The sequence below is a fragment of the Vibrio aerogenes genome, assembly GCF_024346755.1.
GTDB classification, from domain to species: domain Bacteria; phylum Pseudomonadota; class Gammaproteobacteria; order Enterobacterales; family Vibrionaceae; genus Vibrio; species Vibrio aerogenes.
The window spans coordinates 46,559-72,388 of the sequence record NZ_AP024862.1 but is presented as its reverse complement, the minus strand read 5'-3'; the positions used below and the strand labels follow the sequence as shown (position 1 = coordinate 72,388).

The 25,830-nt window shown below is 44.4% G+C and carries 23 protein-coding genes; 10 read left to right on the top strand and 13 right to left on the bottom strand.

The window, feature by feature from the left end; genetic code table 11:
- Positions 1 to 48: 48 nt before the first annotated feature.
- Positions 49 to 801, bottom strand: a complete 753-nt coding sequence (locus OCV29_RS17935; protein ID WP_073605388.1) for an SMODS domain-containing nucleotidyltransferase — start codon at positions 799 to 801, stop codon at positions 49 to 51.
- Positions 802 to 1,084: 283 nt separating this feature from the next.
- Between OCV29_RS17935 and OCV29_RS17930 the strand changes: the two genes are divergently transcribed.
- Positions 1,085 to 1,576, top strand: coding sequence for a hypothetical protein (locus OCV29_RS17930; RefSeq protein WP_073605389.1), 492 nt, complete (start codon positions 1,085 to 1,087; stop codon positions 1,574 to 1,576).
- Between the two features lie 77 nt (positions 1,577 to 1,653).
- On the opposite strand, the gene OCV29_RS17925 is transcribed toward OCV29_RS17930, so the two are convergent.
- A complete protein-coding gene (locus tag OCV29_RS17925; protein ID WP_073605390.1) occupies positions 1,654 to 2,556 on the bottom strand; it encodes a DMT family transporter in 903 nt (300 codons plus the stop codon).
- A gap of 149 nt (positions 2,557 to 2,705) precedes the next feature.
- Between OCV29_RS17925 and OCV29_RS17920 the strand changes: the two genes are divergently transcribed.
- Both OCV29_RS17920 and speG read left to right on the top strand, forming a co-directional pair.
- The gene (locus OCV29_RS17920; RefSeq protein ID WP_073605391.1) at positions 2,706 to 2,954 is read left to right on the top strand and encodes a hypothetical protein; all 249 of its coding nucleotides are present in this window, start codon (positions 2,706 to 2,708) and stop codon (positions 2,952 to 2,954) included.
- Positions 2,955 to 3,112: 158 nt separating this feature from the next.
- Positions 3,113 to 3,658: a spermidine N1-acetyltransferase gene (speG, locus tag OCV29_RS17915; RefSeq protein WP_073605429.1), complete on the top strand. Its 546-nt coding sequence runs from the start codon at positions 3,113 to 3,115 to the stop codon at positions 3,656 to 3,658.
- A 58-nt stretch (positions 3,659 to 3,716) separates the two neighbouring features.
- Here the strand turns inward: speG and ppiC are convergent, their stop codons facing one another.
- Complete coding sequence (gene ppiC, locus OCV29_RS17910) at positions 3,717 to 3,995, bottom strand: peptidylprolyl isomerase PpiC (protein WP_073605392.1); 279 nt, start codon at positions 3,993 to 3,995, stop codon at positions 3,717 to 3,719.
- Positions 3,996 to 4,160: 165 nt separating this feature from the next.
- Between ppiC and OCV29_RS17905 the strand changes: the two genes are divergently transcribed.
- The gene (locus OCV29_RS17905; RefSeq protein WP_073605393.1) at positions 4,161 to 5,078 is read left to right on the top strand and encodes a chemotaxis protein; all 918 of its coding nucleotides are present in this window, start codon (positions 4,161 to 4,163) and stop codon (positions 5,076 to 5,078) included.
- 407 nt (positions 5,079 to 5,485) lie between these two features.
- On the opposite strand, the gene OCV29_RS17900 is transcribed toward OCV29_RS17905, so the two are convergent.
- Positions 5,486 to 6,067, bottom strand: coding sequence for an aldolase/citrate lyase/malate synthase family protein (locus OCV29_RS17900; protein ID WP_073605394.1), 582 nt, complete (start codon positions 6,065 to 6,067; stop codon positions 5,486 to 5,488).
- A gap of 156 nt (positions 6,068 to 6,223) precedes the next feature.
- On the opposite strand from OCV29_RS17900, the gene OCV29_RS17895 reads away from it, so the two are divergent.
- On the top strand, positions 6,224 to 7,750 hold the full coding sequence (locus OCV29_RS17895) for a DUF3612 domain-containing protein (protein WP_073605395.1): 1,527 nt from the start codon (positions 6,224 to 6,226) through the stop codon (positions 7,748 to 7,750).
- 288 nt (positions 7,751 to 8,038) lie between these two features.
- On the opposite strand, the gene OCV29_RS17890 is transcribed toward OCV29_RS17895, so the two are convergent.
- Both OCV29_RS17890 and OCV29_RS17885 read right to left on the bottom strand, forming a co-directional pair.
- A complete protein-coding gene (locus OCV29_RS17890; RefSeq protein ID WP_073605396.1) occupies positions 8,039 to 9,406 on the bottom strand; it encodes a diguanylate cyclase domain-containing protein in 1,368 nt (455 codons plus the stop codon).
- 139 nt (positions 9,407 to 9,545) lie between these two features.
- Positions 9,546 to 10,151 carry a TetR/AcrR family transcriptional regulator gene (locus OCV29_RS17885; RefSeq protein ID WP_073605397.1) on the bottom strand — a complete coding sequence of 202 codons (606 nt, stop codon included), beginning with the start codon at positions 10,149 to 10,151 and terminating at the stop codon, positions 9,546 to 9,548.
- A 330-nt stretch (positions 10,152 to 10,481) separates the two neighbouring features.
- On the opposite strand from OCV29_RS17885, the gene OCV29_RS17880 reads away from it, so the two are divergent.
- The 3 genes from OCV29_RS17880 (at position 10,482) to OCV29_RS17870 (ending at position 14,839) form a co-directional block, all read left to right on the top strand.
- On the top strand, positions 10,482 to 11,228 hold the full coding sequence (locus OCV29_RS17880) for a MipA/OmpV family protein (protein ID WP_073605398.1): 747 nt from the start codon (positions 10,482 to 10,484) through the stop codon (positions 11,226 to 11,228).
- Positions 11,229 to 11,562: 334 nt separating this feature from the next.
- Positions 11,563 to 13,515, top strand: coding sequence for an NAD(P)/FAD-dependent oxidoreductase (locus tag OCV29_RS17875; RefSeq protein ID WP_084193471.1), 1,953 nt, complete (start codon positions 11,563 to 11,565; stop codon positions 13,513 to 13,515).
- Between the two features lie 385 nt (positions 13,516 to 13,900).
- Positions 13,901 to 14,839: a porin gene (locus OCV29_RS17870; RefSeq protein ID WP_073605399.1), complete on the top strand. Its 939-nt coding sequence runs from the start codon at positions 13,901 to 13,903 to the stop codon at positions 14,837 to 14,839.
- Between the two features lie 192 nt (positions 14,840 to 15,031).
- On the opposite strand, the gene OCV29_RS17865 is transcribed toward OCV29_RS17870, so the two are convergent.
- Positions 15,032 to 15,385, bottom strand: coding sequence for a hypothetical protein (locus OCV29_RS17865; RefSeq protein ID WP_073605400.1), 354 nt, complete (start codon positions 15,383 to 15,385; stop codon positions 15,032 to 15,034).
- A 280-nt stretch (positions 15,386 to 15,665) separates the two neighbouring features.
- On the opposite strand from OCV29_RS17865, the gene OCV29_RS17860 reads away from it, so the two are divergent.
- Positions 15,666 to 17,531, top strand: a complete 1,866-nt coding sequence (locus OCV29_RS17860) for a putative bifunctional diguanylate cyclase/phosphodiesterase (RefSeq protein WP_073605401.1) — start codon at positions 15,666 to 15,668, stop codon at positions 17,529 to 17,531.
- Between the two features lie 176 nt (positions 17,532 to 17,707).
- On the opposite strand, the gene OCV29_RS17855 is transcribed toward OCV29_RS17860, so the two are convergent.
- From OCV29_RS17855 to OCV29_RS17830, 6 genes are all read right to left on the bottom strand, one after another.
- Positions 17,708 to 19,006, bottom strand: a complete 1,299-nt coding sequence (locus tag OCV29_RS17855) for a peptidoglycan DD-metalloendopeptidase family protein (RefSeq protein ID WP_073605431.1) — start codon at positions 19,004 to 19,006, stop codon at positions 17,708 to 17,710.
- A gap of 252 nt (positions 19,007 to 19,258) precedes the next feature.
- The gene (locus OCV29_RS17850; RefSeq protein ID WP_073605402.1) at positions 19,259 to 19,558 is read right to left on the bottom strand and encodes an isoamylase early set domain-containing protein; all 300 of its coding nucleotides are present in this window, start codon (positions 19,556 to 19,558) and stop codon (positions 19,259 to 19,261) included.
- Positions 19,559 to 20,049: 491 nt separating this feature from the next.
- Positions 20,050 to 20,799 (bottom strand): phosphate ABC transporter ATP-binding protein PstB, encoded by a 750-nt coding sequence (gene pstB, locus OCV29_RS17845; RefSeq protein ID WP_073605403.1) that lies wholly within the window; start codon positions 20,797 to 20,799, stop codon positions 20,050 to 20,052.
- Positions 20,800 to 20,851: 52 nt separating this feature from the next.
- Positions 20,852 to 21,715, bottom strand: coding sequence for a phosphate ABC transporter permease PstA (pstA, locus tag OCV29_RS17840; RefSeq protein WP_073605404.1), 864 nt, complete (start codon positions 21,713 to 21,715; stop codon positions 20,852 to 20,854).
- Between the two features lie 2 nt (positions 21,716 to 21,717).
- Complete coding sequence (gene pstC, locus OCV29_RS17835) at positions 21,718 to 22,647, bottom strand: phosphate ABC transporter permease subunit PstC (protein ID WP_073605405.1); 930 nt, start codon at positions 22,645 to 22,647, stop codon at positions 21,718 to 21,720.
- A gap of 93 nt (positions 22,648 to 22,740) precedes the next feature.
- Entirely contained in the window at positions 22,741 to 23,562 is an 822-nt protein-coding gene (locus OCV29_RS17830; RefSeq protein ID WP_073605406.1) for a phosphate ABC transporter substrate-binding protein, read from the bottom strand.
- 350 nt (positions 23,563 to 23,912) lie between these two features.
- Between OCV29_RS17830 and OCV29_RS17825 the strand changes: the two genes are divergently transcribed.
- Positions 23,913 to 25,556 (top strand): methyl-accepting chemotaxis protein, encoded by a 1,644-nt coding sequence (locus tag OCV29_RS17825; RefSeq protein WP_073605407.1) that lies wholly within the window; start codon positions 23,913 to 23,915, stop codon positions 25,554 to 25,556.
- Positions 25,557 to 25,830 lie beyond the last annotated feature (274 nt).

Genomic DNA, 25,830 nt, shown 5'->3' with positions numbered 1-25,830 from the left:
AATCACACCTGCTGTAGTCGTTCGATGTTCAGGGACTGCCAACCCAATCTAAACCGGGAAGGCTTTGCCAAATAACATATTCCGGCAGAATTCACCGAATTCAGAATCCGCCATCGACTGCAGATGATACGGACTGTCCACCCAACCGTAAACCCGCAGCAATTCCTGAACCCCTTCACGATAGCTGCGGATGAACTCAAATGTTTCCAGCGCCACCTGTTCCATCTGATAAGAAGAAATATTGCTGATCTTATTCTGGTGCTTACAGTATTTCATCATCCGCAGCAGTGGCAGCAGTTTGCCATCCAGTTTTGCATCAGCGGCGATCAACTGCGTTTCTGAAATTTGCGGACTGCCGACATAGGACCAGTCATTGTGATTGGAAGCCAGCGGAATATAAAAGCCCAGCTCATGATGATCGCCGACCATCACCGCCGGCACCAGCTCAAACCGACAGTGGTCAAAATTGAGCGCCATACACATTTTATCTAAACGCAATACGCTGTCCGGCCACACGTGATGCAAGTCGTGCTTTAACTGATTCAACACCACATGCGGCACAATATCCCGCTGCTCAGACGACATCACCACAAACAGATCGACATCACAGGCTGATTCAATCAAGGTCTGCTTTTTATAACCACCGGTAATAAAGCAGTCAGTGACATAAGGGAGTTGCTTTAACTGGTGCCGGATTGCAGCAAAACAGTCGCTAATTTCGGCTTCCTGCGTCTCTGTCAGCGCAATATGTTGTAAAAATTGTTCAAACTGGGCTGATAATTCAGCGGATTGCTCAACCATATGATTTCCTTACTGATGCATTTCATAACTGCGGCACAGTATAAGGAAAGAGATTTCATATTTATACCCAAACGATCTCAGGATGCAGGATTCAGTGAGATGCGTCAGATCCTGTGGCAAAGCGTTGATTCAAAACATTGATTTATAGCATTGATTCAAAACACGGTGATTCAGCGCTGACTTTTATCTTGAACAGCCATTGCACAAAAATAATGAGAATAATTTGCAATTGATAATAATTTTCATTTAAATTATTACCTCAATCAGACGGATGGGAATCATCATGAATTTAGAACAGTGCTGGCGTTATTACGTCAAAGCAGAAGAGCTGAATCAAAACGGACACTGGCCGGAGGCATTCCACTTGTATCATGATTTTCTGGCTAACCTGCCCGATCATTTACAGGCTGCAATGACGGGCCATTCAACCAAACCGTGTCAGCTCATGTGCATGCTGGATGGATTTAAAAACGCCACGATTCATCAGGCTGAAATTCTGAACACACTTGGAAAAAATGAAGCGGCGTTTAAGCTGCTCAATCAAACCTACAATTTCCTGCAGTTTATGGCACTTGAACCTTTCTCTTTGCGGCCAGCCGTACATGACGTGCTCAATGATCACAGCGAAGCACTGTTACAGCACATAGAAGCCTTTTGCGCCGCCCAACGTTCAGCCACATGGATGCTGGAATTAGAACAAATCCAACGGGCTCATTATCATTTTCATCAGCTACAACAGTTCCGGCAAAGCGAACCATGCAGCCTGATGAATTAGTCTTGCAGATAAATTAGTCTTGTTGCCATCCGGACCAGAATTAAACCAGTTCAACGGGTCCGGAGACAAACCAACCTTCACGCCTTACGCAAAAACCGCAGTTGCGGCCCGAATACGTTAATCAGCGCACCGGAAACAATTAAACCACCGCCGAGGTAAGTCCAGACGGACGGCACTTCGTGGAATACCCACACGCCAATCAAGCCTGAGAAGACAATCTGGATATAAGAATAAGCGGAAGCTTTGCCGGCGGTCTGGGTTTGCATAGCTTTGGTCAGCCCGTATTGACCGACCTGAGTAAATACCCCGACTAAAACCAACACCAGCGTTAAGTGCAGATCAGGCCAGACAAAATCTTTGCCCATCAGCACGGCAGAAACAGGCAGCGCGACCAGCGGGAAATAGAAAATAATCACCGAGCTGTCTTCACTGCGGCTGAGTTTTCTGACGATGACATAAGCAACCGCACTACCGAATGCGCCTAAAAGAGCGATCCCCACGCTAAATAAAGGCAGGTGATAGTCGACATTGCTGTCCATGCCCGGCTGAACCATGGTAAACAACCCAAGCAAACACAGCACAATACAGATCAGCGTTGCAAACTGAACCCGCTCTTTTAAGAAAATCACCGCCAGCAATGCCGTAAATACCGGATGAACATATTGCAGGATCGTGGCAGCCGCCAGAGGAAGCGTTGTGACTGAATAATACACACACATCAAAGCAATCGTGCCCACGACACCACGGGCAAATAACCACTTTTTATTGTTTCCCCAAATGGAAATCTTTTTACGCCGGACATCGAGATAACTAATGATCAACGAAACCAATGCTCTGGCCGCTACAATTTCAAACAGTGGAATCCCGTATTGCCCTACCAGCTTGACACAGGCAGACATCAGGGCAAAACCAAGGGCAGATAAAAGCATAAAACGGACGCCAAGTGGCACCAGTGAGTCAGATTCAGAATGGGGAGACATAACAACATCAGATTAGTCAAAAGTGTGAGCAGTTTAACATATTCAACGGATAAAAGGACCATGAATATGCTCACAAATCATTGTCATCAATATTTCATCTTGATTTGATCTAATAGCAACCAATGAAATCAGATGAATAGAGTCACACCTTGAATGTTTCCACGATTACACTGAGCCATACAACAATAGAAGATTTACACGCCGTCGAATATCAGTGGGTTCGATCCATGTATGCCAGTGGGCACAGTGCTGAAGAAATCAATCATTATATTCGCCAGTGTTTTGGAGGCGATGAGTCTTTTGCCGATCTGTTTCGTCAGGTTGCACTTCATCAGGAAGAACTGTATGTCCTGCTGCAGTATCTCGGCTATCAGCCCGTGTATTATGATTCTGAGTGAACACAGCTGAATGTTATTTCCAATGCCTTTGCGGGCAGAAAAGTTTATTTTTCAACCGGAACTCGCTAAAGTAAGGGAAAAGCACTTTTACTTTTAAGAACTTTCACTTTAAGAACCTGCAGTGCTTATTTCACTTGTCTGGATCACACACGATTATGCTGAATGACGAACTATATCTTCGCGCACTGGAGCGCGATGATTTGAGGTTTATTCATAACCTCAATAATAACCGTAATATCATGTCTTACTGGTTTGAAGAACCTTATGAATCGTTCGATGAACTTGAAGAATTATACAATAAACATATCCACGACAATGCTGAGCGCAGATTTGTCGTCGAAGACAGAAACAAACAGTTGATCGGTCTGGTGGAGTTAATCGAGATTAACTATATTCACCGTAGTGCTGAATTTCAGATCATCATTGCACCGGATTATCAGGGTAAAGGTTACGCCTCCAGTTTAATTCACAAGGCGCTGGACTACTCTTTTACAATCCTCAACCTGCATAAGATTTATCTGCATGTCGCCATTCAGAATGAAAAAGCGATTCACTTATATAAAAAGGCAGGATTTACCGAAGAAGGCCATCTGGTTCAGGAATTTTTTATCAACGGACATTATCAGGATGTCAAACGCATGTACATTCTGCAGCATGATTACCTGACACGTATCGGACAGGCCATTCATTTTGATCATGTCTGACCCTTTTGATCACGCCTGAATATGAAGTCCGGTACACCCTTTAAGTCCGTTATAATACTTAAGTCCGGTATAATACTTTCACGATATGCCAGCCAAACTTGGTTTTGACCAGCTGCGGCGTCAACACTTCGCCTTTAAAACAGGCTTTATCAAAGGGGGGGACCATTTGCCCGCGACGAAACTCCCCCAGGTCACCACCTTTTTTGCCGGAAGGGCAAATCGAATGCTTTCTGGCGAGCGTCTGAAATTTTGCACCTTTTTTTAATTGTCGGAGGATATCTTCCGCCTGATTTTTATGTTTAACAAGAATATGCAGTGCAGCTGCTGTTGTAGCCATTGTTATGTTCTCCCCATCAAAACGATGGATTATAACGTAACCGGTCAGAGATAGTGATGATTGAATCGATAAGATCAATAAAATTCCGTTTAAAGAAATTCTGATATTGAACCGCAACTCAGATCGTTTACTATTACAAATAAGAGCGTCTTTAGGTAAGTCATCATGGGTAAAACCGTAAGTAAAGCGAATCAATCACAGGGAATGCTGATGTTTACACTCAATCGTCAGAGTCAGTTGTTTGCGATTGGTACGCTAAAAATTCGTGAAATTGTGTCTTATCAGCCCATGACACAAATTCCCTACTCACATCATAATGTGATTGGTACAGTCACTATCAGAAATTTAACAATTCCGGTCATCGATATGGCTGCAGCCATTGGCTTTTATCCGATTTCACCGGAAGAATATAAAGACTGCTACCTGATTGTAACCGATTGTCTGCGTACAGTTGTCGCGTTTATGGTTCGTTCAATTGAAAAAATCATTGAATGTAACTGGCGGACAATCGAACCTGCACCGTCAACTGCAGGGCACCATGTCTTTGTGACGGGGATAACCCGTTTTGAAGATCAGATTGTACAAATGCTGGATGTTGAACTGCTCTTATCCAAAATTTATCCGCAGTATGAATCCGCGAGAATTCCAATCCTGACCGATATAGAACGGGAAAAGCTGAAAGCGTTTAATATCTTGCTGGTCGATGATTCAACCGTGGCCCGGAAGCAGTTATCTGATGCTCTCGACGGCATCAATATTCCTTATGATATTTGTAAAAACGGTGCCGAAGGGCTTCAGCTGATGCGTGATCGTGCAGAAAGGGGATCTCCGGTTGATATTCTGGTCAGCGATATTGAAATGCCCGGCCTGGATGGCTACGAATTATCATTTGAGGTGCAAAATGATCCGTCTCTGAGCAACGCTTACATCATTTTGCACACCTCACTCTCCAGTGAAATCTGCATTGAGCAGGCACATCAGGTAGGCGCACATGAAGCACTGGAGAAATTTAACTCCACAGAGTTAGTCGAAGCGATGCTGCGTGGTGCGACCAAGCTGCAGGAGCAGGCTGTCAGTAGTTGAGACCAGCCAGGGGAGCTGTTTTTTGATAAACATGTTTTTTGATAAACATGTTTTTTGATGAACACGTTTTTTAATTCACACATTTTTAATTAACACGTTTTTAATTAACAATAACCGTTTGTGCAAAAACCCCAGTCAAAAAAAAGCAGCGCATCTGCCATTGCAGATCAGGTGCGCTGTTTCAGCAAGAAAAAAGAAGCTGCTTTCTGCCCCAGTAATCATTCGTACTATCGAATCGACTCACGCTTTTGAGTCCCACAACTGACAAAAAGTACAATCATCACTTCACAGCTTCAAAACAGGAACAAGGAATATTTACAACTCACTCTCACTTTATACCAATGCCACTTCATACCAATGCCACTTCTTTTCTGTCAGGAATTTCATGAGATGGTATGACTTCCGGCCTAACCTTCGTCGTAACTCACATCCAGCTGATAATCACCGTCTCCCTTGGCATGATATTCTTTGCTCTCACTACACACCAGCGGATGGCCTTTCTCGTCACACTTCACCAGGCTCACCCAATGACGAATACACAAAGTCGCATGACACTCTGAAGCCTGTGCGTTCAGATGTGTACAGGTTTCCAGCTGAATATCCTCGATTTCAACCAGTTCAATACACCCGGTTCCCCGGCGAGCTCCCAGCGCTACCTCTACATGACAGCCATCCCCGTTACGGAACACAATTTGTTTGGGTTCGTTCCGGTCGCCAACGTATGCGACAAAATGATTTGGATACTGCAGACCGGTATGTCTTCCATCACTGAAGTAAGCCACAATATGGTGGTAGTCAATCACATAACTGGTCACATCAGCATGAGATCCTTCATCAAGAGGGAAAAGTTTATCCAGTAATTTTTTGGCCTGAACCTGTTTCTCTTTCGCCTGTCCGGCCCCCAGTGATTCTACGGAAATCACCATCTCTGTAATAAATTGCTGACTTTGCTGTCTGTCAAATATGGTATTTGGCATTTGCATATTCATCAATGAATCCCCTCAATCAGTCCTTTTTAAAATTCACATTCACAACCTCACTTCATATGGGGTATTTTTCACCACGATGTGACCTTGCTTATCTTTTAGACTAATCTATTCTATATACAATTTCACAACAAAAATTTTACAGTGTGAATTATACAAATGGCCTTATCAAAGAGTATTATTCGTCAGTCTCATTTTCTGGGTACAAAAGTACGAAACTTAAGAAAGCGAAATCATCTGACGATGGAAGATTTATCTGCACGGTGTATCCGGATCAATCCTGAGTACGCCCCTTCGGTTTCTTATCTGTCAATGATAGAACGCGGCAAGCGGGTACCCAGCATTGAAATGCTGAAAGTGATTGCTCAGGTATTCCAGAAAGATCCAAACTGGTTTCTGGATGATCAGCCGGAAGCTGTTGATATTACACCAAATAAAGGCAGCCGTGGCGGGATTACCGGGATGGCACTTGAGCCTGGTTTTCTGTTTTCGGAAGAAATCCTGCAAATTGCAATTCCGGAGATGCTGTCTCAGACAGGTATTTCCGGCAGGCAGTTTGCACAACTGCTTATCCGGGCGCATCAGGAGAGCCTGAAAAATCATTTTCCTGATCTGGAACGTGCCGCTGAGAACATTGGTCAGAAGCAGCTTAATCTGACGGTCGAAGATCTGATCGATATCGCCCATCATCTCGGATTAAGGATTCACTGGTTTTCAGAAGCTTCAACCGAGATCCGGGACGAGCTTGGGCTCAAAGCAAACAGACTGGTGACCTCATATTTTGAACCACCCGGTTCCATCTACCTCAATGAATTGATGAAACCCTATCCGACCCGGATAAAATACGATTTAGCTGTGTATATCGGGCATAACATCCTGCACAGTAAAGAAGGCTGTAAAACCGTACTTTCGATCGGGCACACCAACAGCTGGGAAGAAGCTTACGGTGAAGCACAAAATTACGATATTAACTCAATTGACATGCTCAAAGCATGGCGTGACTTTGAATCCAGTTTCTTTGCCGGTGCCTTATTATGCCCCAAAGTGCCCTTTCGCCAGCTGCTGGACCGGAACGGATACGAAATATCGGTGCATGAAAAAGTCGGGGTTTCACCTTCTGTTGCCATGAGGCGGATGACCGCCGTTTCTCCCTATCCTTACTGGCATTACTTTGATGCCTATGGTGAAGGCAAACTCAAAGCCGTGTACAGAGGCAATGGCATCCCACTGCCCTGGGGGAATATGAGAAAAGTGAAAGATCCTTGTCAGCACTGGGCTGTGTTCCGCCAGCTCGCCACTCCCAAAGCTGGCAGCTCAGCCCAAATATCTTTGCTGAATGTCGGTGATGAACCCCGAATTTACTGCTGTGAATCAGTGAATGTGACCGATCCAGCGGGCAATTCAAGAGTGCTCTGTGCCGGAATTGATTTAAACCCGGCACTGGAAGCGCAGGGCTGGGATGCTTTGCAGATTGCATCATCCCTCAAAGAAGCCTGCATCCATGGCGGCGGCGGTGCAAAAATCCCGGAGCCGATCCATCAACGATTAACAACCATTGCAAAAATACTGAATATCAACTGGATTGAACGGGGCATCGCACAGGATGCACAGCTGATATGTTCACGGGGAGGCGTGTGTCCACGGACACCAAACTGTTATGAGTCCGGCAAGGAAAAAAAGAAATAACATCAGCAGGAAGCCTGACAAATAAAAAAAGCCAGTCACAAAAATAGTGTGACTGGCTGATAATCAGTGTGAACAATAATCAGGTTCACTAACAACGTCAGTTGGCTAGGTGACCCTCGGCTTAAAAGGGTCACTCTTAATAAAGCATGATGCATGCCAACTTTAAAAATAAATATAAGCTATTGATTTTTAATAAAATTAATTCTAACCCGCTTCAACTCATAGCAGAAGAGTTCATATCTGATTGCATTATGCAAAGATATTATCATTTTGCAAATGCAATATGAATCAGCGCTGATACTTTTCAGCGTACATATTACTGTCAGCATATCTGATCATATCACCGACATTGTTCATCTCTTCCATGTACGCGGTATAACCAATACTCACTTCCACATGAATACGGTGTCCTTCGCAATCGATCGATGCCCGTTCAAACGTATGACGAATTTTCTCAATGACACTTCTGATATAAAGTGAATGGCCGCTGTCAGCGAGTAAAACCAGAAATTCATCACCGCCAATTCTTGCAACACAATCATTGTCCCGGACGACATGACGAATTCTTCTGGCACATTCGATCAAGACCTGATCGCCCACCAGATGCCCGTACTGATCATTAATCAATTTAAATTTATCAATATCAATACAAAGTAAACCAAATCCCGGACCAGAGCAGCGACCCCTCTGTTTTTTTCCCTCAAATACTTTACTGAGCCTGTCCATGAAAAAACGCCGGTTTGGCAACTGCGTAAGCTCATCACACATCGATAACCGGCTGGAGCGCTTATATAACAGGTAAATAGTCAGAAATGAAATCGCCAGCACGATAAACAAAGAGTATCCGATCAAACGGACCAGGTAGTATTGATACCAGGTATACCGGCTAAGAATACTCCCTGGCTTTTCTGCCACGGCAATTTGCCAGGTCCCCGAAGGAAAATAAAACATTTCCTGCACAAATATATGTTGAAAGACTTCCGGATTACCCCAGAAAACATCCGCTTTTTTTTCGGTAAAATCCTGGCCGCTGACGGCAATATCGAAGTGACTGGCTAAATGAGTAAAATTCAGAAAATTAAACAATTTATCAATATCAACAACGATACTGACTCCTCCCCAATAATGCTGATTTTCCGGCGGATCGAGAAAAACCGGAGAGCGGACTATCACCGCTCTTCCCCCCTGAACAAGAAACACCGGACCAGAGACAACAACTTCCTGAAGCAACCGGGACTTCCGGACAGACTTCCACTGGTCAGGCAACTGATGGAAATCCGTTCCAATGACTTTGTTGCTGCCTTGCAACGGATAAACGTACCGAATCACATCATCCGGAGCAAAGGCCACAGAACGGATAAACTTACCCTGTTCAATGGTTTGCCGGGACACGTTTTCCCAGAATTGCTGAATGGACCGGCTATGCACAGAGATAAGCATCGAAAGACTTTTGGCAGCGTAAGCATCAGCCAGAATTGATGCTTCTAATTTATAGCGAATCAACGACAGTTCTTCTTCAGCCCGCTGCTGAATATCATGTCGCATTGCCTGTCGGTGAGTCAGAAAAAGAAACTCGATTAAACCAGTATAAGCACAGCCTAAAATGAATAAAAAGATGATGACTGTCCACTGCTTCAGAAGAAACGGATGTCGCATGTATACGCTCTCTGTTGTGATGGTTCAAAGCTCGTTGAGATCAATTACTCTAACAAAAACAATGAGAGTTAGTATGCATATATCTCCGCAGATGCCCAAACAACCTGAAGAGGCATGATTCAGATTGTTTGGCAATCAATTAATGTGGCTGCAACATTGAAAGCGCCATTCTGGTATACATCGCTTCCAGCATATCCCAGCCGGCGTCCGTCTGAACCGGAATACCGGCAAAGACCGACTCGCTCCCGGACCGGATAATCAGATAATTGAGGCTGGCACCGAAAATAGCGCCAAAAGCATTCAGAAATTCGCTGTCAAACCGCCCTGTTTTGAGCAAAAATGAAAACAACGCCTGAACATGCGCTTCCCTTGCTTTCGCCAGTACATTTCCGGCCGGAGAGGATTCAATCAGCTCCCAGGCCAAAATTGCCGCGGTCGCCTTACGGGTTCTGATTGACTGAATATGCTGATGAATCAGCGTTGCCACCGCATTTTCAAAATCATTTTGAAAATCTTCAAGGGTCAGTTGACCTATACTCTCTTCTACTGTTGGCCAGAACTCCCCACTTTCAGCGTACTTCTCCGCCAGTTGTTCTAATCCACCAAAATATCTGTAAATCAATACCTTATCTACTTTCGCTTTGGCGGCAACATAGTTAATTTTTAATTGTTGAAAACCTTCATTCACCAGAATATCTTCAAACGTATCCAAAATTCGTTGTTCAGTCTGCTCTCTTTTTCCCATGACTTTTTATTCACCTTCATGAATAGGTAATATATATTGCATATTAGTCTGCTATGTTCCTGTTCCTAATTGACCTCAAGATATATGTTCAGCGAGAGTTGATTGGTTTTTGAACAAGGCACTGATTTAAATCAGGCCGGATAAATGCCTGAATCAAGATTTTACTTTACAAACATATCATAAATAAACAAAATGTCACTAAACGGTGACAAACGGGACAGGATCATCATACAAAGCAGTTATATGAGTTGTTTCTCATAAAAACACTTTATATTTTCGCATGCGGCTTATGTGATTGATCCCGGGATTATTATAAAGAGTATTTGATTTATGAAAAAAACAACCAGTCTGGTTTTAACGGCAAGTTTCACTGCTTTTCCACTCTGTGCTCAGACGACAGATTATTCAATCGGTGCGGGCGTGGGCATACAACAGTCAATTTACAAAGGCGTGGATAATACAACGTCAGCTTTTCCATTAGTCGCTTATGAAGGGGATCATTTTTTCATTCAGGGCCTCACCGCAGGCTATAAACTCCGTCCGGGTAACGCATCCTCAAATCTCATTTTTAAAGCGATGTATGACCTTAAAGAATTTGATCCTTCAGACTCTGACAACGCGCAAATGAAACTGCTGAATAAAAGACGCGGCACGGTCATGGCAGGTATCGGATATCAGTTGAATACGGCACTCGGCAGGTTTCAGGCTGATGTGCTCACCGATGTCGGTGATGAACATAACGGCGCTTCAACCAGAGCGATGTGGACTATCCCACTCCCCTATGGCCGCTGGGGCGTGAATACAACGCTGGGCTATACCTACAGCAACGGAAACTACAATAACCACTACTATGGTATTTCGGCTCAGGAGTCTGTGACATCCGGACTGGATAGTTACGACCCTGACTGGGCTGGTGCATTCTTTACCAATGTTCAGTCTTACTGGGCTTTAACACAACATTTATCAGTCGGCGGTGGCATCAGTTACACCATCTATGATGACGAAATAGCAAACAGCCCAATGGTTGACGATGATACATCGGTAGGTGTCAATCTCAGTATGACCTATCGTTTTTAATGACATGATTCAAAGAGATACCCCAGGGCGTGTTTATCTTTCATCGCCGTTCCTGCTGGAGACGATGAAAGATAAACACGCCAGCACCTTCTCTCAGCTTCTCAGCCTGCAACGAAATAAGAACCGGAAACACAACAAATACCGGTTCTTGTCTCACTTCAGTTCTGGTCTCAAATAAGTTCCCGCCATTGAGCATATGTAAGTCATTTAATACATAAAAATCCCTGATATAAACACCATAAATTTTCGTCTGTTTCCTCTCAGTCAAATCCGCTAATTTATTTTTTCTTATAAAACAAAACTCTTATTGACCAGCCCAATTCACGGAGAAGCAATGATGAAACTGAAATATCCACACCTGTTCAGGCCCATTCAAATCGGCAAAATCACATTTAAAAACCGGATATTTTCCGCCCCGGTCTCTTTACAGGAATTATCCAGTGAGTGCTTTTTATCACAGGAAAACATTGCATTCTTCGAGCTGAGAGCCAAAGGCGGTGCCGCCAATGTCACCATCGGTGAAGCCATTGTCGAAGAGACAGGCCGGGCACACACCAAGGAGTTACGCATTGACGACCCTCTGATTTTACCGTCACTCACTCATGCAGCCCGCTCGATTCGCCGTCATAACTCAATTCCAAGCATAGAACTGGCCCATGGCGGTAAATATGCCGGGATTCCGAACCTTGAAAACCCACATCCCAAAAACAAACCCTACGGCCCGATACACGAATTCTCTGAAAATGGCACAGAAGTATTCCAGATGGAAGAAGCCATGCTGATCCGGTTGGCAGAATCCTATAAAACCGCCGCAGCACGGGCAAAACTGGCCGGATTTGAAATGCTGATGGTTCATGGTGCGCACGGTTGGTTAATCAGTCAGTTCCTTTCCCCAACGAATACCCGGACCGACCAGTACGGCGGTAGCTTTGAGAACAGAATGCGTTTTCCGGTCATGGTACTGAAAGCCATCCGGGAAGCTGTCGGACCGGGCTTCCCGATTGAATTCAGAATGAATGCGCTGGAGTTGTATCCCGAAGGACATGGGCTGGATGAAGCCATCCGGGTCGCCAAATATATCGAGCCTTACGTGGATATTCTGCATATCAGTGCCGGTAACCAACACGTTCAGGAAACCTTCGTCAGAACCCACCCATCGATGTTTTTACCTCACGGTGTCAATGCAGGACTTGCGGCTGAAATTAAAAAGCATGTCAACATTCCTGTCGCCGTTGTCGGCGCCATTACCGACCCGGATTTAGCCGAGGAAATCATCGCGTCAGGACAGGCCGATATTGTAGCTCTTGCCCGGGGATTAATGGCTGACCCGTTCCTGCCACAAAAAGCCCATGAAGGACGCGATCAGGATATCCGTAAATGTATGCGGTGTCATGATTGTATGGATACCATCATTGTGACCCGGGATACGGCATGCTGCATTAACCCGGTGATTGGTGAAGAAGAACTCTATTTCTCACCACCGCCTTTGCCTGCGCAGCCGAAGAAAGTGCTGGTTGCCGGTGGGGGTCCGGGTGGCATGCAGGCAGCATTGTCTGCGGCTGAACGCAATCATCAGGTGATTCTGTGTGAAGCCAGCGCAGAACTGGGGGGACAAATTCGTTGTGAAGCGCATGTCGATTTCAAAAAGAACTATTACGAGTTCTCACAATGGCTGATTCATCAGGTGACGCAACATGAGAACATCGAAATTCGCATGAATACAAAAGTTGATCCACAACTTGTCGATAGCATCGCACCAGACTCCCTCATCTGTGCCATTGGTGCCGTGCCGATCAAACCTGGCATTCCGGGGATTGATGACCCACGGGTGATCGACTGCATGGACATGGAAGATGAAAACCTCGAAACAGGCCAGCGGATCGTCATTATCGGCGCCGGGCTGGTGGGCTCTGAAGCAGCCGTACACTTCAAGCGGGAGAACAAGCAGGTTACCTTAATCGAAGCCAGAGATGACTTTGCTGTCGATGCCAACGTTTTCCATAAAATGGCACTCAATATCGAACTGCGCGAAGGCATCGATCTTCACCTCAATACCAGTGTGGAAGCAATTACTGCAGAAGGCGTGGTTGCTGTCGATCAATCCGGTCAGAAGCATGTGTTCCCGGCAGATACGGTTTTCTGCGCCGTGGGAATGCGTTCACTGGCGGAAGAGCGGGAACAGCTCCGGGAATCGATCATTGATTTCAGACCTGTCGGAGACTGTGTTCAGGTTGGCAAAGTATCCGCAGCTGTTCATCACGGCCATTATGCTGGTGTTGATCTTTAACGCCAGAGTACTGCAATAACGACAAGCCGGGAGGAAATTTGTTCCCGGCTTCTGCTTTGACTCAGGTGTTTTGCAGGGCAACACCTGTTCTCCCTCTTTCTGCACCTTCCCCGCTCTCCTTTCGTTTCTTGCTTATTCACTGATTTTATCTTAATGATTTTTATCAATTAATTTCTTCAGCATCCTTCCATTCATATAAGTGAAATAAAAATTCACAAAAAAACCAATAAAAACAACATCCAATAATAATCAAATTGAAAATAAAAATTCATCTCCAGTCTTTAATTTATCCGGGTCCAAACAATAAAGCGCTGAGGACCGGTTTGTCATCCGATGTCGGGGCGACGGTATGAAAGCAGCACTTCAAACAAACAAGGTAAATCAAATGAAAAAAGCAGTTCTGGCAACCGCAATTTTTACAGCATTGGTATCTGGTTCATCTTTCGCAGCAACCGTCTATGACAGCGAAGGAACAACACTGAAGGTTGGAGGCCGTGCAGAAGGACGTTTCAACATCTCTGACAACAATGAGTCAAAAGCTGATGGAACAAGCAAGTTCAAAGACAAATCCCGTGCCCGTTTCAATCTGAAAGGCAAGACTGAGATCTCTGATGAGCTTTACGGTTTCGGTAAATATGAAGCGGAACTGGATAGCGATTCTGACCTGACAAACCGTTACTTCTTCGCTGGTATCGGCACCAACATTGGCGAATTCTCTTACGGTAAACAGGATTCTGCTCAAACTCAGCTGACTGACTTTACTGATATCCTGAATACATTTGGTGCCAGCGCTTCAAGCTACGTGAGCGGTAACAAAAGCAAACGTGAGAACAACTTCCTTTACTCCGGCGAGTTTGATGCACTGACAGTGAAAACAAACTACGTTGCATCCGATGAAGAAGATCAGGACAGCTTCGGTATTTCTGGTGTTTATCACATCAATGACGCCTTCAGCGCTGGTTTGGGTTACGTGACTCAGGATGAAAATTCATCTGACACAAGTGACCAGTTCAACGTGACTGTGGGTTATACAATGGATGCTCTGTATCTGGGCGCACTTTTCAGCACCGGAACTATCGAATCAAAAGGTGTTGACAACGATGTAACGGCTTATGAAGTCGCTGCAAAATATAAATTCGGTAAGACTGCACTGGCTGCGGTTTATAACTATCAGGAAGTCGAAGACACAGATACAGTTGATGAATTTGCTGTTGAACTTGAGCATAAATTCAACGGTCATCTTCGCATGTATGCCGGTTATCTGTTCCAGCAAATAGATAACGAAGATGATGAGCTTCAGGCGGGTATCCGTTACGATTTCTAAGATGATGAATCTGGTCAGGCCTTTAGTCCACTGTTGTCAAACAACCCGGCCTGACCGTTTGATCACATCATAATAAAAACAATTTACTGTCCTTTTTATTCATTTGGCCTGATGCACTTGTCAGGCCCTTTTTCACTTGTGGTCTTTTTAACTTATCGTCTTTTTTTACTTCTGTTTTTTTAACTTCTGTTTTTAACGATGGCGCTTTGGTTGTTGATAAGTTTTACCAGCCGCCTGATAAACATCCTTCTTCTTCACACTAAACTCAGCGTCAAAAAACCAGGCAACAAAGTAAATCACATCATCACCTTCATTCATAATGTGTTCCACATACTCCTGAATTTCTCCCTGTTCATTTTCCTGCTGAGTCACATGATAAATTCTTTTCTCACCTTCAGCTTCTGCAATCGCAAACTGCCCGGTTAACTCTTTCGCGGCCTGAGCAACCTCACTGTCCTCAACCGTTTTCAGAAAATCAAGCGCCTGTGGCAACGAACCACATTCACAAGCCTGTTTCACTATTTGCACGAAGTCATGCTGTTGCATTGTATTTACCATTCTGATTCTAAATAAGTGCGCTTATCCTCTCATAAATTGATTTTTCTCAAAAGCCCGGAATGATTCTGTAGCTCAAAACCTGATATACCACTCTAAGTCATTTCCTGATTGGTATAAGGCCCCGGTTCCCGGATTCAGGCTGTTTGGAAACCGATTCATAGTTTGTTAAGAAAATAGCCCGGATACTGGAAAAGTTGCATTTCTTCTTCCACATTTAAAGGGACATTCTTAAATTAAAAACAAGGTCAGCGGGCTTTTTGGCATGAAAATGGACAAGCATTCCTTGTTCAGAGAACGAAGTCTTCAAGCAATCTCTGAGCTTATCGACACAACAGACGGCTCTTTATATCAACATGCGACGGATATACTGCATCACGCGTTATCTTCGTATGCTTCGTTACTGATAGAAATCGACCGGACATCTCAGTCGAAACGTTTATTAGCAACATCACCGAAAATGAGAGCGGAAGATAACATTTGCCGGGATCTCGAAACCCTGCTGACCCAGCAGATGAAATATATCCGGGATGACTACTTTATCATTCCGGTGCATACGTCTTTACGGTTTCCGCAAGAGCGGTATGTTGTGCAGCATCAGATCGAAGGTTATTTCGGAACCACACTCCAGTGCTCAGTTCCCGGCAATCTGTGCTACGTGTTTATTTCTCTGACGACAGAACCGATAGATGATCCGGATACCCTGTATGAATGGCACCAGTTAATTGCACAAATCATACAACAGAACCAGAAACATGATTATCTGGCCCGGCGGGTGGACCTGCTGCTGAACCGGCTCAATCACGAAGTCTCTCACGATAATCTGACCAATCTGATGAACAAAAGTTATCTGACAGATACGCTCGAGCGCCTGATGATTTCCCCACCGGAAACCGGGCCCAAACTATTCTCGCTGGGCTTACTGGATATAAAGAACTTTAGTTTGATTAATGATGTCCATGGTGCTTATGCAGGTGATCAGGTTTTGAAATATGTCGCACAAGTGATGACCAACCTGATACAGGACGAGCAGTTTGTCTTCCGGCTGGCAAACGATGAATTTGCATTTATTACATTTCGTCAGAATCCGGTCTCACTGTGTGAAAAGATGATCAAACAGATCTCCCATGGATATCATGATGCCCAGCATCACATCTCACTGAAAGTCCGGATTGGCCTAGCAACATACACCCAAAGTTCTGTCAATGCCGATGAACTGTTACTGCATGCTTCACTCGCACTCAAAGAATGTAAAACAGCAAACCAGATGATCTGCAGCTACGAAACATCCCTGAGCGAAGCCTACCTGCGCAAAACTGAACTGATTAATGCACTGAAAAAAGAACTGAGTCAGTGTATTGATGCCTCTGACGCACTCTATATCAAACTCCAGCCAATCGTACGCCGCCATCAAGGCGTCTGGAGTTACTTTGAGGTTCTGGCTCGCTGGATGCATCCGACATTAGGAGAAATCAGCCCGGTAGAGTTTATTGAAGTTGCTGAAGAATCCGGTTTAATCATCAGCCTGGGGCGGCGGATTATCAGGCTGGCCTGTCTTGCAAAGCAGGACATTGAATCTCATGGTTATCAGATCAGGCTGAGTATTAACTGCTCGGCTCAGGAACTCAGTCAGTCTCATATCTACACGGAATATTTGACTGAACAGGTCAGCTCTTTTGGATTTAATCCGGATGAGTTTACGATTGAAATTACTGAAACCACCCTGCTGGTCCAGCAGCATTTAGCGAAGAAGACATTGGGACAGCTCCGTTCTGCCGGGTTTAAAATTGCACTGGATGATTTTGGTACAGGTTACTCAAGTCTGAATTATATTCACAGCTACCCGATAGACTGTATCAAAATCGATGCATCTTTTATCAAGAATATGCTGAACAGCTATAAATCCGAACAGGTCGTCAGCCTGATTATCCAGCTGGCAAATCAATTGAATATTGATCTGGTCGCAGAAGGTGTTGAGCAGAAACACATTCTGTATAAGCTCTATCATATGGGCTGCAATCAAATTCAGGGTTACTGGTTTTCCTGTCCCATTCTGACTCAGGAAGTGATCAGCCATCTGCTGACCCAAACTCAGTCATCCGCATCCGACACATTGATTAACCTGCGTTCATCTTAAATCAGGGTGTTATATCATATCCACCGGGAGCACCCGGAGATGTTTGGCGAAACAGAATGACAAGGGCATTCAAATCAATTCCAAGGGCATTTAAATCAATTCATTGATAAAAAAAGCCAACATGACACAGGTCTGTTGGCTTTCCATTCACTGAAATTCAGGCTTCAATCAGGCTGCTAACTTTGACCCGGACTATTTTCTGTACGGGCTGCAAGCTGGAGTTCTTTCTGTTTCAACAGTTGGTCCAGCTGATTGCGGTTTGCTTTAAACTGCTGCATCTCTTTTCTTGCAACCGAAGTTGCCATCGGAATTTTCGCTTTCATTGCATTCACCGGGCGCCCTTTGACGATCAGTTCATAATGCAGATGCGGACCAGTAACACGCCCGGAACGGCCGGTTAAAGCAATTTTCTGCCCACGGGAAACTTTCTGACCTTTATGGACCAGGATTTTACTCAAATGCAGATAACGGGTTTTATAAGTGGAATCATGACGAATCACGACATATTTACCGGCATAAGGGTGGTTACGAATCATAATGACAGTCCCATCGCCCGTTGCCAGCACCGGCGTCCCGACCGGTGTCGCAAAATCAGTTCCGTTGTGTGGCATAATGCGGTGCGTCACCGGGTGATGACGATGGGGATCAAACGGTGAACTAATCCGCCATCTTTTGCTGGTTGGATAACGGCGAAAAGCTCTTTGCAGGCTGTGTCCGTTACGATCATAATACTGACCATCGGTATGCAGATAAGCTGCAATCGTCCTTCCCCGGTTAAAGATTTTAATCGCCTGAATTTCCGTATTACCGGTCAGTTGCTTGCCAACATACTGCTTCGACTGAACAATCTCAAACTTATCTCCGGCGCGCAAATCTCTGGCAAAATTAATTTTATCTTTCAATAAAGAAACAATCTGCTCAATTTCATTGCTGTTTAACCCCGCCTTATTGACAGATAATGAAAAAGAACCGTGAATTTCCCCTATGAGCGGCTCACGCTTCCACTGACCAGGAATTTTAATACTCTTATATTCATAACTACCGTCTTCCAGCCGGGTAAAGACCACGCTTTCAACCAGGCTGAATTCAAGTGACATTTTTTGCAGCGTTTGCCCGTCTTCCCCACGCCAGAAACGAAGCGTATCACCGGGCATGATAGTATCCAGAGACAGGTAGTCCAGATCCGTCTCCATAATTTTCATTAAATCACGGTAACTGAATCCAAGTTGCTCAAAGATATGACTGAGGTTATCGCCGGGACGAATGGTATACTCATAATCGGGCAAGCGCTCAGCAGCTAGCGTCTGTTCAGCCACTAAAGTCTCAACCAAACGATTTTCCGGTAAAGTCAGTTCCAGACTGCGTCGGTGAGCCTGTCCATGATAAAGCAAATTATAAAATGCGATCACGCATAATAATGGTAACCCCAGAACATATACTTTTTGCCGGCCAGAAAGCGCCGCGACACGTTCGATGATTGCTTTCACCACTCACAATACCCCGATAATTGAAAAATCAGTAAAGCTTAAAATTTTATACTGTAAAAGTCACGAAAGAAAAATGAAAAGGCTTAGATAAACGGCAAAAGGCACCGAAGTGCCCAATCATACATATGCTCAGGTATTCAATCTGTATTCTTTCAGATACGTTACTTTCCCGGTGCTTTTCAGCTCAGAAATCACTCAACTGAACAAAAACCGTTGTAACAACATTATTGTAAGGAAAAATTACTGGTGTGTTGAAACCAGGCAATTATCTTCACCAAACTCATTGGGAACATACTGATCAGCACCAGGGTCATTGACCCAATCCTGCTCATTAATCAGGTAACGAAACTGGAACTGCCCATCTTTCGGCAGGCGCGTCTTAAATTTAAAAGTCCCTGATTTTGCAATTTTCTTCATCGGTTCAGGCTTCCAGTCAAGAAAATCCGCTACGATCGCTGCTCTTGAAATATCTTCAGGCATATCCAGCTCAAACGTGACTTCAACTTCATTCTTGGTTTTAAAAAAGCGCTTACTAATCATCTGCAAACTCCGTCTTATCATCTCGGTGCTGATTCTTAACATGTCACTCTTTACATCAATAGAATAACTTGCCGAACCTAAGTTGTATAAATATTAACCAATCTTGTTTATCTTAGGAAATGTAGACCCTATCTACAATAACAAAATATACAAAGTGCTATTTTTTCTTTGATTTTCTGCCATCTGGCTATGGGCTGGTTACTGTCACCCATCAGATTGAATGATGCGACAGTAAGCATACGTTCATAAACATAAGCAATAGTATGAGATTTTTCCAGCTCAAAGTGTGATATCGGTTCCATCAGTATTGGATAATACCCATTCCACTTATTTTCTGATCAGGTATTGAATGTGATGAGACCCAAGGCATTCGGCCATCAAAAATAAAAAAAGCCCCTGAAACAGGGGCAAAAGTTACCATCGCTTATAGTTATTTGAATGCTGTAACCTGATGGTGAAGGTCTGTCTGTTCAAACTAAAATGCGGCCGGATCAGCCAAAGTCGCCATTGACATAACCACGGGTACGGTCATCCCCCGGATTGCTGAAAATCACTGAAGTCTCGTTATGCTCAACCAGCTCTCCCATCAGGAAAAAAGCGGTTCTGTCTGAAATACGGCGAGCCTGTTGCATCGAGTGTGTCACAATCACGATGGTGTAGTTTTTCTTCAGTTCTTCCATCAACTCTTCGATTTTATGCGTGGCAATCGGATCCAAAGCCGAAGTCGGCTCATCCATCAGAATCACATCAGGTTCCATGGCAATGGTCCGGGCAATACATAATCGCTGCTGCTGTCCGCCTGACAAACCAAATGCATGAGACTTCAGACGGTCTTTCACTTCATCCCAAAGCGCCGCACCACGCAGAGAGCTCTCCACGACTTCATCAATGTGCTTCTTGTCTTTAATCCCTTGTGCACGCAGGCCATAAGCCACATTCTCATAAATACTCATGGGAAACGGATTCGGCTTCTGGAAAACCATCCCGACTTTAATGCGCAAATCTGCCACATCGATATTGCCGTAGATATCTTCGCCATCCATCGTCAGCAAACCGGTAATTTTCACACCTTCAATCAAGTCATTCATCCGGTTCAGGCAACGCAGCAAGGTTGATTTACCACAACCTGAAGGACCAATCAGTGCCGTCACCTGACGCTGAGGAATAGGCAGATTAATCGATTTTAATGCCTGGTTTTCACCATAAAACAGATTCAGGTTTTCAATAGAAAATTTATTCATTGTTTCAATCTCAAATAATTCTTTATCACTTCATCAACAAGACACGATGTGTTTAGTACGTTGCTGTATTAAATCGTCTTGCAATCAGTTTCGTAATCATGTTGATCAAAAGAACAACCACAATCAGTACCGTCGCTGTACCGTATGCCTGGTTCCACTCTTCAATCGTGAACAATTCGGTCGTCAGTTTGTATAAATGCACCGTCAGTGTCCGGCCTGAGTCAAACAGTGAATCCGGAATACGTGCCACCATACCCGCAGTCAGGAAGATGGGTGCAGATTCACCAATCACCCGGCCAATACTCAGAATGACAGAGGTCAGAATTCCGGGAATCGCACTGGGTAAGATCAACCGCCAAATCGTATAGATTTTTGAAGCACCCAATCCGTAGGATCCCTCACGATACGTCTGAGGTACGGCCATTAAGGCTTCTTCCGTAGTACGGATGATGACAGGCAAAATCAGAATACTGATCGTTAATGCACCTGAAAGGATAGAGAATCCAAAGCCCAGAATCGCCACAAAGAATGTCATTCCGAACAAACCGAAAATAATCGATGGAATACCCGCCAGAGATTCGGTACAAAAGCGAATCACTTTCACCAGTTTGCTACCAACCTTCGCATACTCTGTCAGGTATATCGCCGTCATAATTCCCAGCGGTGCCGCCACAATGATCGAGGCAATAACCATATAAATGGTCGAAACAATCATCGGAAAAATACCGTGCTCATCTCCGGTTCGGGTATAGTTATCGGTAATGAAATGCCAGTCGACATGCTTCAGACCATTGGCAAGAATGTACCAGATGATCCAAAACAGGAATCCGACGGTAAATGCAGCGGACAGCCAGATAAAGCCTTTTAAAATCTGGTCCTGAAATACTCTGGCTTGTTTAAGTTTCACTTTATCCATCGTTATTTCGCCTTCTCACGGTTCAGATATAAAAGTCCGGCATTCAGCATCATGATAAAGACAAGCAACACCACGCCTGTCGCATAAAGTGCATTGGCGTGCACGCCGCTGGCATAAGACATTTCAATCGCAATATTCGCGGTCAGTGTCCGGGCTGATTCGAGAATGCTGTGAGGCATTGCCGGTGCGTTACCCATCACCATGATGATGGCCATCGTTTCACCGAGTGCACGGCCAATTCCCAGAATAACGCCCGTCATTATCCCTGAACGGGCCGCAGGGACTAACAGCTTGAAGATGGTATAGATATTTGAAGCGCCCAGCGCATATGAGCCTTCTTTGTAAGAACGGGGCACCGCACGAATGGATGTTTCTGATACCGTAATCACGGTTGGCAGAATCATCACGCCCAGTACAATCATTCCGGCCAGAATCGTATTTCCCGCCGGAACATCAAAAATCTGCTGAATCAGCGGAACAATGATCACCAGACCGAAAAAACCATAAACAACTGAAGGAATACCAGCCAGCAATTCAACTGCCGGGCGAATCACATCAGCCAAACGTTTAGGGGCGACTTCAGCAATAAAGATAGCCGTCAGCACACCAACCGGGACACCGATGATCACAGCACCAAATGTAGAAACAACAGACGCAACGATCATCGTCGCGACACCGTAAAGCGCGGGCGGTAACCAGTCCGTTCCGAGGACGATACCGGAAACCCCGGCTTCCTCAAATGCAGGAATACTCTCTTTAACAATGAAGTAAGCAATAATGAAGAGGGAAACAATTCCAATCACGGCACTGGTTAAAAACAAGCCGTGAAAGATTTTCTCTTTCCAGTCGACTCTTTTTTTAGCACGCAGGCGACGACCAGAGGTGTGAGGTATCTCATTCATGATGTTGTCATTACTCGTAGCGATGGTCATAAACAATCTCACTTATCGGACCAGCCGAATGTGGACAGAAAAAGCCCAGCCGATTCACTCAGCTGAGCAATAAAAAATAATTGTGGTTTTACCTTAGTGAATTGAAATGTAGCCTTTCTTGCTCACGATTTTCTGAGCATCTTTAGTCAGCATCCAGTCCAGGAACTTCTGAGTTTCAGCTGAAGGCTTGCCTTGCTTGTAAAGTACAAGGAACGGACGGGCAACTTTATAAGAGCCGTTCTTAACATTTGCAACTGTTGCATTCACACCATCAATAGCAAGCGGGTGAACAGAAGAATCAACAGAACCAAGGGAGATATAACCAATTGCATACGGGTTAGAAGCAACCATTGTTTTCAAACCACCGTTACCGTTTGCAACCTGAGCGCGCTGAGAAATAGCAGACACTTTTTTCCCTGCGATTTTCTTCTTCAGCTTCATGATGTCTTCAAATGCACCACGTGTTCCTGAAGCAGTATCGCGGGTGATAGCAACGATTGGCTTATCATTTCCGCCAACTTGTTTCCAGTTCGTCACTTCACCTTTATAGATAGCTGAAACCTGAGCTGCAGTCAGACCTTTCAAAGGGTTTTTCGGGTTCACAACAACGGCGATACCGTCGCGGGCAATCACTTCTTCGACTAAAGAAGTCTCTTTCTCTTTTGCTTTCAGATTACGTGAAGCCATACCAATATCAGCACTGCCATTTTTCGCAGCTTTGATACCTGCAGAAGAACCAGGTCCCTGCACTTCGATGAAAACACTTGAATGGCTTTTCATATAAGTTTCTGCAAAAACTTCCATCAGTGGCGTCACACTACTGGAGCCTACTGCAGAAATTGTTTCTTTAGCTGAAGCAATATTCACTGATAGCGCACTGATAAGAGCAACTGCACCGATAACTGTTTTTTTCATCATCTATATCCTTTAAATGGCGTGTTCGCCGTTCACGTTTTATTTCAACGAGGGTCAATGTAGGATAGAAATATGACAATTGTGTTTCAGTCTGTTTAAACGTGCATGACAAACGATAAAAATATACATGAGCTCAATGGAATGAGGCTCACAAAAAATCTTTATTAAATAATGAGTTAGGACGCATATCAGCGTAAGTGATAATTCTGATATCAGTTAATTTTTTTTGCATTTAACCATCTGATAAGTAAAGATTTTTTAGTTATCATTTTCACGATTTTTATTTGAAATATCCATGAAGAGAGATAAAATCACATTTCTTCCCCCCCATCGGATTAAAAGGGTCACTCATGCGACACATCATAAATATACTATCTATCAGGTTGCAGGTATTCATTCCGGTTATTGTCACATTAGCTTTACTGATAACCAGTTTTCTTCTGACAACATCTAATCTCCGGCAGGCATTTAACGGTGTCTCCACATCGACAGAACACATTATCGCAGGAAAAGACCAACTCAATGAGGTCATCGATCATGTATACAATATGAGGATTCACGCGATATACAGCACTTCAGAACATGAATCAGCAAGGTCTTTTACCAACTTGCTTGAGGAAAAAAAGCAAGCCATTCAGTCTTTATTACTCAAACTCGGACAGTTCCCGGCAATTCAGGATGAAGTGAACGCACTAAAAGCAGCAACGGATAAATATGTCAGTTACTCCGTCAATACGATTCAGCCCCTGCTTGAAGAAAAGTACAGCCAGCAACAAAAGCCTGACTTTGAAAGCCGTTACCAGAAAGCCTCTGATATTTACCGGGAACAGGGTAAAGATATGATTGCGCAAATCCAGTCTCTTTCAAACCATATGAATAAAATGGTCAGACAGGATATCGAAACACATACTCAAAAGCATCATCAGGCAGAGATCTACGCGCTGGTTGGACTGGCTTTTATTATTGTCATTGCCATCATCATTAACTGGTTATTAGCCGGCATCATTATCTCACCCATCCACCATTTGCAAAAAATAATGCATCACGTCGCGGATGGCGATCTGACCGCAGTCGCAAAAGTTGAAGGAAAAAGTGAGCTCAATGCACTGGCAAATGATGTGAATACCACCATCCGCCATTTACGAGACATGATCAGCACATTGCTTCGTACCAGCACTGATGTCGCCACTTCAGCAACAGAACTTGCCGCTGTGATGACACAGGCAAGTGTGAACTCTGATCAGGAGAAACAGGAAATTGAACTGGTTGCTTCTGCCGTTTCTGAACTGGAACAGACCGCAAGCAGTGTGACCGGGAATGCACAGGAAGCTGATGCAGCAGCAGAGCACTCCAACCAGTTAACCGCCTCCAGCCTGGAAATTTTTGATCAAAGTAATCACACCAACCAGCAAATGACGACACAAATCAACGAAGCAGCTCAGGTTGTTGCCTCTTTAAAATCACAGTGTGAACAGATCGGCACAGTCGTCGAAGTGATCGAAGAAATTTCTGAACAAACGAACCTGCTGGCTTTAAATGCTGCGATAGAAGCAGCACGTGCCGGAGAAACAGGCCGTGGATTTGCAGTCGTTGCGGATGAGGTCCGGATGCTTGCTTCCCGAACTCAGGAATCGACAAGCGAAATTCAAACCATTATTGAAGAACTTCAAAACCAGTCGGGTACAGCAAATGACAGCATGACATCCAGTCTGACAATGCTCAATACCAATCAGAAAATGATGGAACAGGTACAGTCCACCATGAGTGACATTGCCAAAGCGATTGGCAGCCTGAGCCTGATTAATACTCAGGTTGCATCATCTTCTGAAGAGCAGCGGCAGGTCACGACAGAAATTCATCAAAATATTTCAAATATCTATGAATTAGTAACTCAGAATGTTGCCGGCATTGTGCAGTCGACTGAAGCCAGTCAGGAGTTATCATCTCTGGCTGAGTTGCAGGCTCAGCAGCTCAGTATTTTTAAAACTTCATAAAAACAGTGAAGGCGCGCCAGTGATCGGTGTTGGTCACGAGCGCCGCCTTGATGCAGCAACTCAGCTCACAAACTGATTAACTTTCACCCACAATCAGTTCATAAAAGTGTCGTATCGCTTCAAAAAACAACTTAAACATAGTCATCCACACCCATATATTTCACTAAAAAATGAAACCGGATAAGATTTAATATGAACTTTTTTTGAACTTTTTTTGTCAGTTATTCGCCCCCTGTCATCTGCACATCTCATCTGACCAGCTATAAACAACTGA

Coding starts and splice junctions, on each gene's coding strand:
- OCV29_RS17935 (WP_073605388.1), bottom strand. CDS start 801: ATGGTTGAGCAATCCGCTGAATTATCAGCCCAGTTTGAACAATTTTTA.
- OCV29_RS17930 (WP_073605389.1), top strand. CDS start 1,085: ATGAATTTAGAACAGTGCTGGCGTTATTACGTCAAAGCAGAAGAGCTG.
- OCV29_RS17925 (WP_073605390.1), bottom strand. CDS start 2,556: ATGTCTCCCCATTCTGAATCTGACTCACTGGTGCCACTTGGCGTCCGT.
- ppiC (WP_073605392.1), bottom strand. CDS start 3,995: ATGGCTACAACAGCAGCTGCACTGCATATTCTTGTTAAACATAAAAAT.
- OCV29_RS17905 (WP_073605393.1), top strand. CDS start 4,161: ATGGGTAAAACCGTAAGTAAAGCGAATCAATCACAGGGAATGCTGATG.
- OCV29_RS17900 (WP_073605394.1), bottom strand. CDS start 6,067: ATGAATATGCAAATGCCAAATACCATATTTGACAGACAGCAAAGTCAG.
- OCV29_RS17895 (WP_073605395.1), top strand. CDS start 6,224: ATGGCCTTATCAAAGAGTATTATTCGTCAGTCTCATTTTCTGGGTACA.
- OCV29_RS17890 (WP_073605396.1), bottom strand. CDS start 9,406: ATGCGACATCCGTTTCTTCTGAAGCAGTGGACAGTCATCATCTTTTTA.
- OCV29_RS17885 (WP_073605397.1), bottom strand. CDS start 10,151: ATGGGAAAAAGAGAGCAGACTGAACAACGAATTTTGGATACGTTTGAA.
- OCV29_RS17880 (WP_073605398.1), top strand. CDS start 10,482: ATGAAAAAAACAACCAGTCTGGTTTTAACGGCAAGTTTCACTGCTTTT.
- OCV29_RS17875 (WP_084193471.1), top strand. CDS start 11,563: ATGATGAAACTGAAATATCCACACCTGTTCAGGCCCATTCAAATCGGC.
- OCV29_RS17870 (WP_073605399.1), top strand. CDS start 13,901: ATGAAAAAAGCAGTTCTGGCAACCGCAATTTTTACAGCATTGGTATCT.
- OCV29_RS17865 (WP_073605400.1), bottom strand. CDS start 15,385: ATGCAACAGCATGACTTCGTGCAAATAGTGAAACAGGCTTGTGAATGT.
- OCV29_RS17860 (WP_073605401.1), top strand. CDS start 15,666: ATGGACAAGCATTCCTTGTTCAGAGAACGAAGTCTTCAAGCAATCTCT.
- OCV29_RS17850 (WP_073605402.1), bottom strand. CDS start 19,558: ATGATTAGTAAGCGCTTTTTTAAAACCAAGAATGAAGTTGAAGTCACG.
- pstB (WP_073605403.1), bottom strand. CDS start 20,799: ATGAATAAATTTTCTATTGAAAACCTGAATCTGTTTTATGGTGAAAAC.
- pstA (WP_073605404.1), bottom strand. CDS start 21,715: ATGGATAAAGTGAAACTTAAACAAGCCAGAGTATTTCAGGACCAGATT.
- pstC (WP_073605405.1), bottom strand. CDS start 22,647: ATGACCATCGCTACGAGTAATGACAACATCATGAATGAGATACCTCAC.
- OCV29_RS17830 (WP_073605406.1), bottom strand. CDS start 23,562: ATGAAAAAAACAGTTATCGGTGCAGTTGCTCTTATCAGTGCGCTATCA.
- OCV29_RS17825 (WP_073605407.1), top strand. CDS start 23,913: ATGCGACACATCATAAATATACTATCTATCAGGTTGCAGGTATTCATT.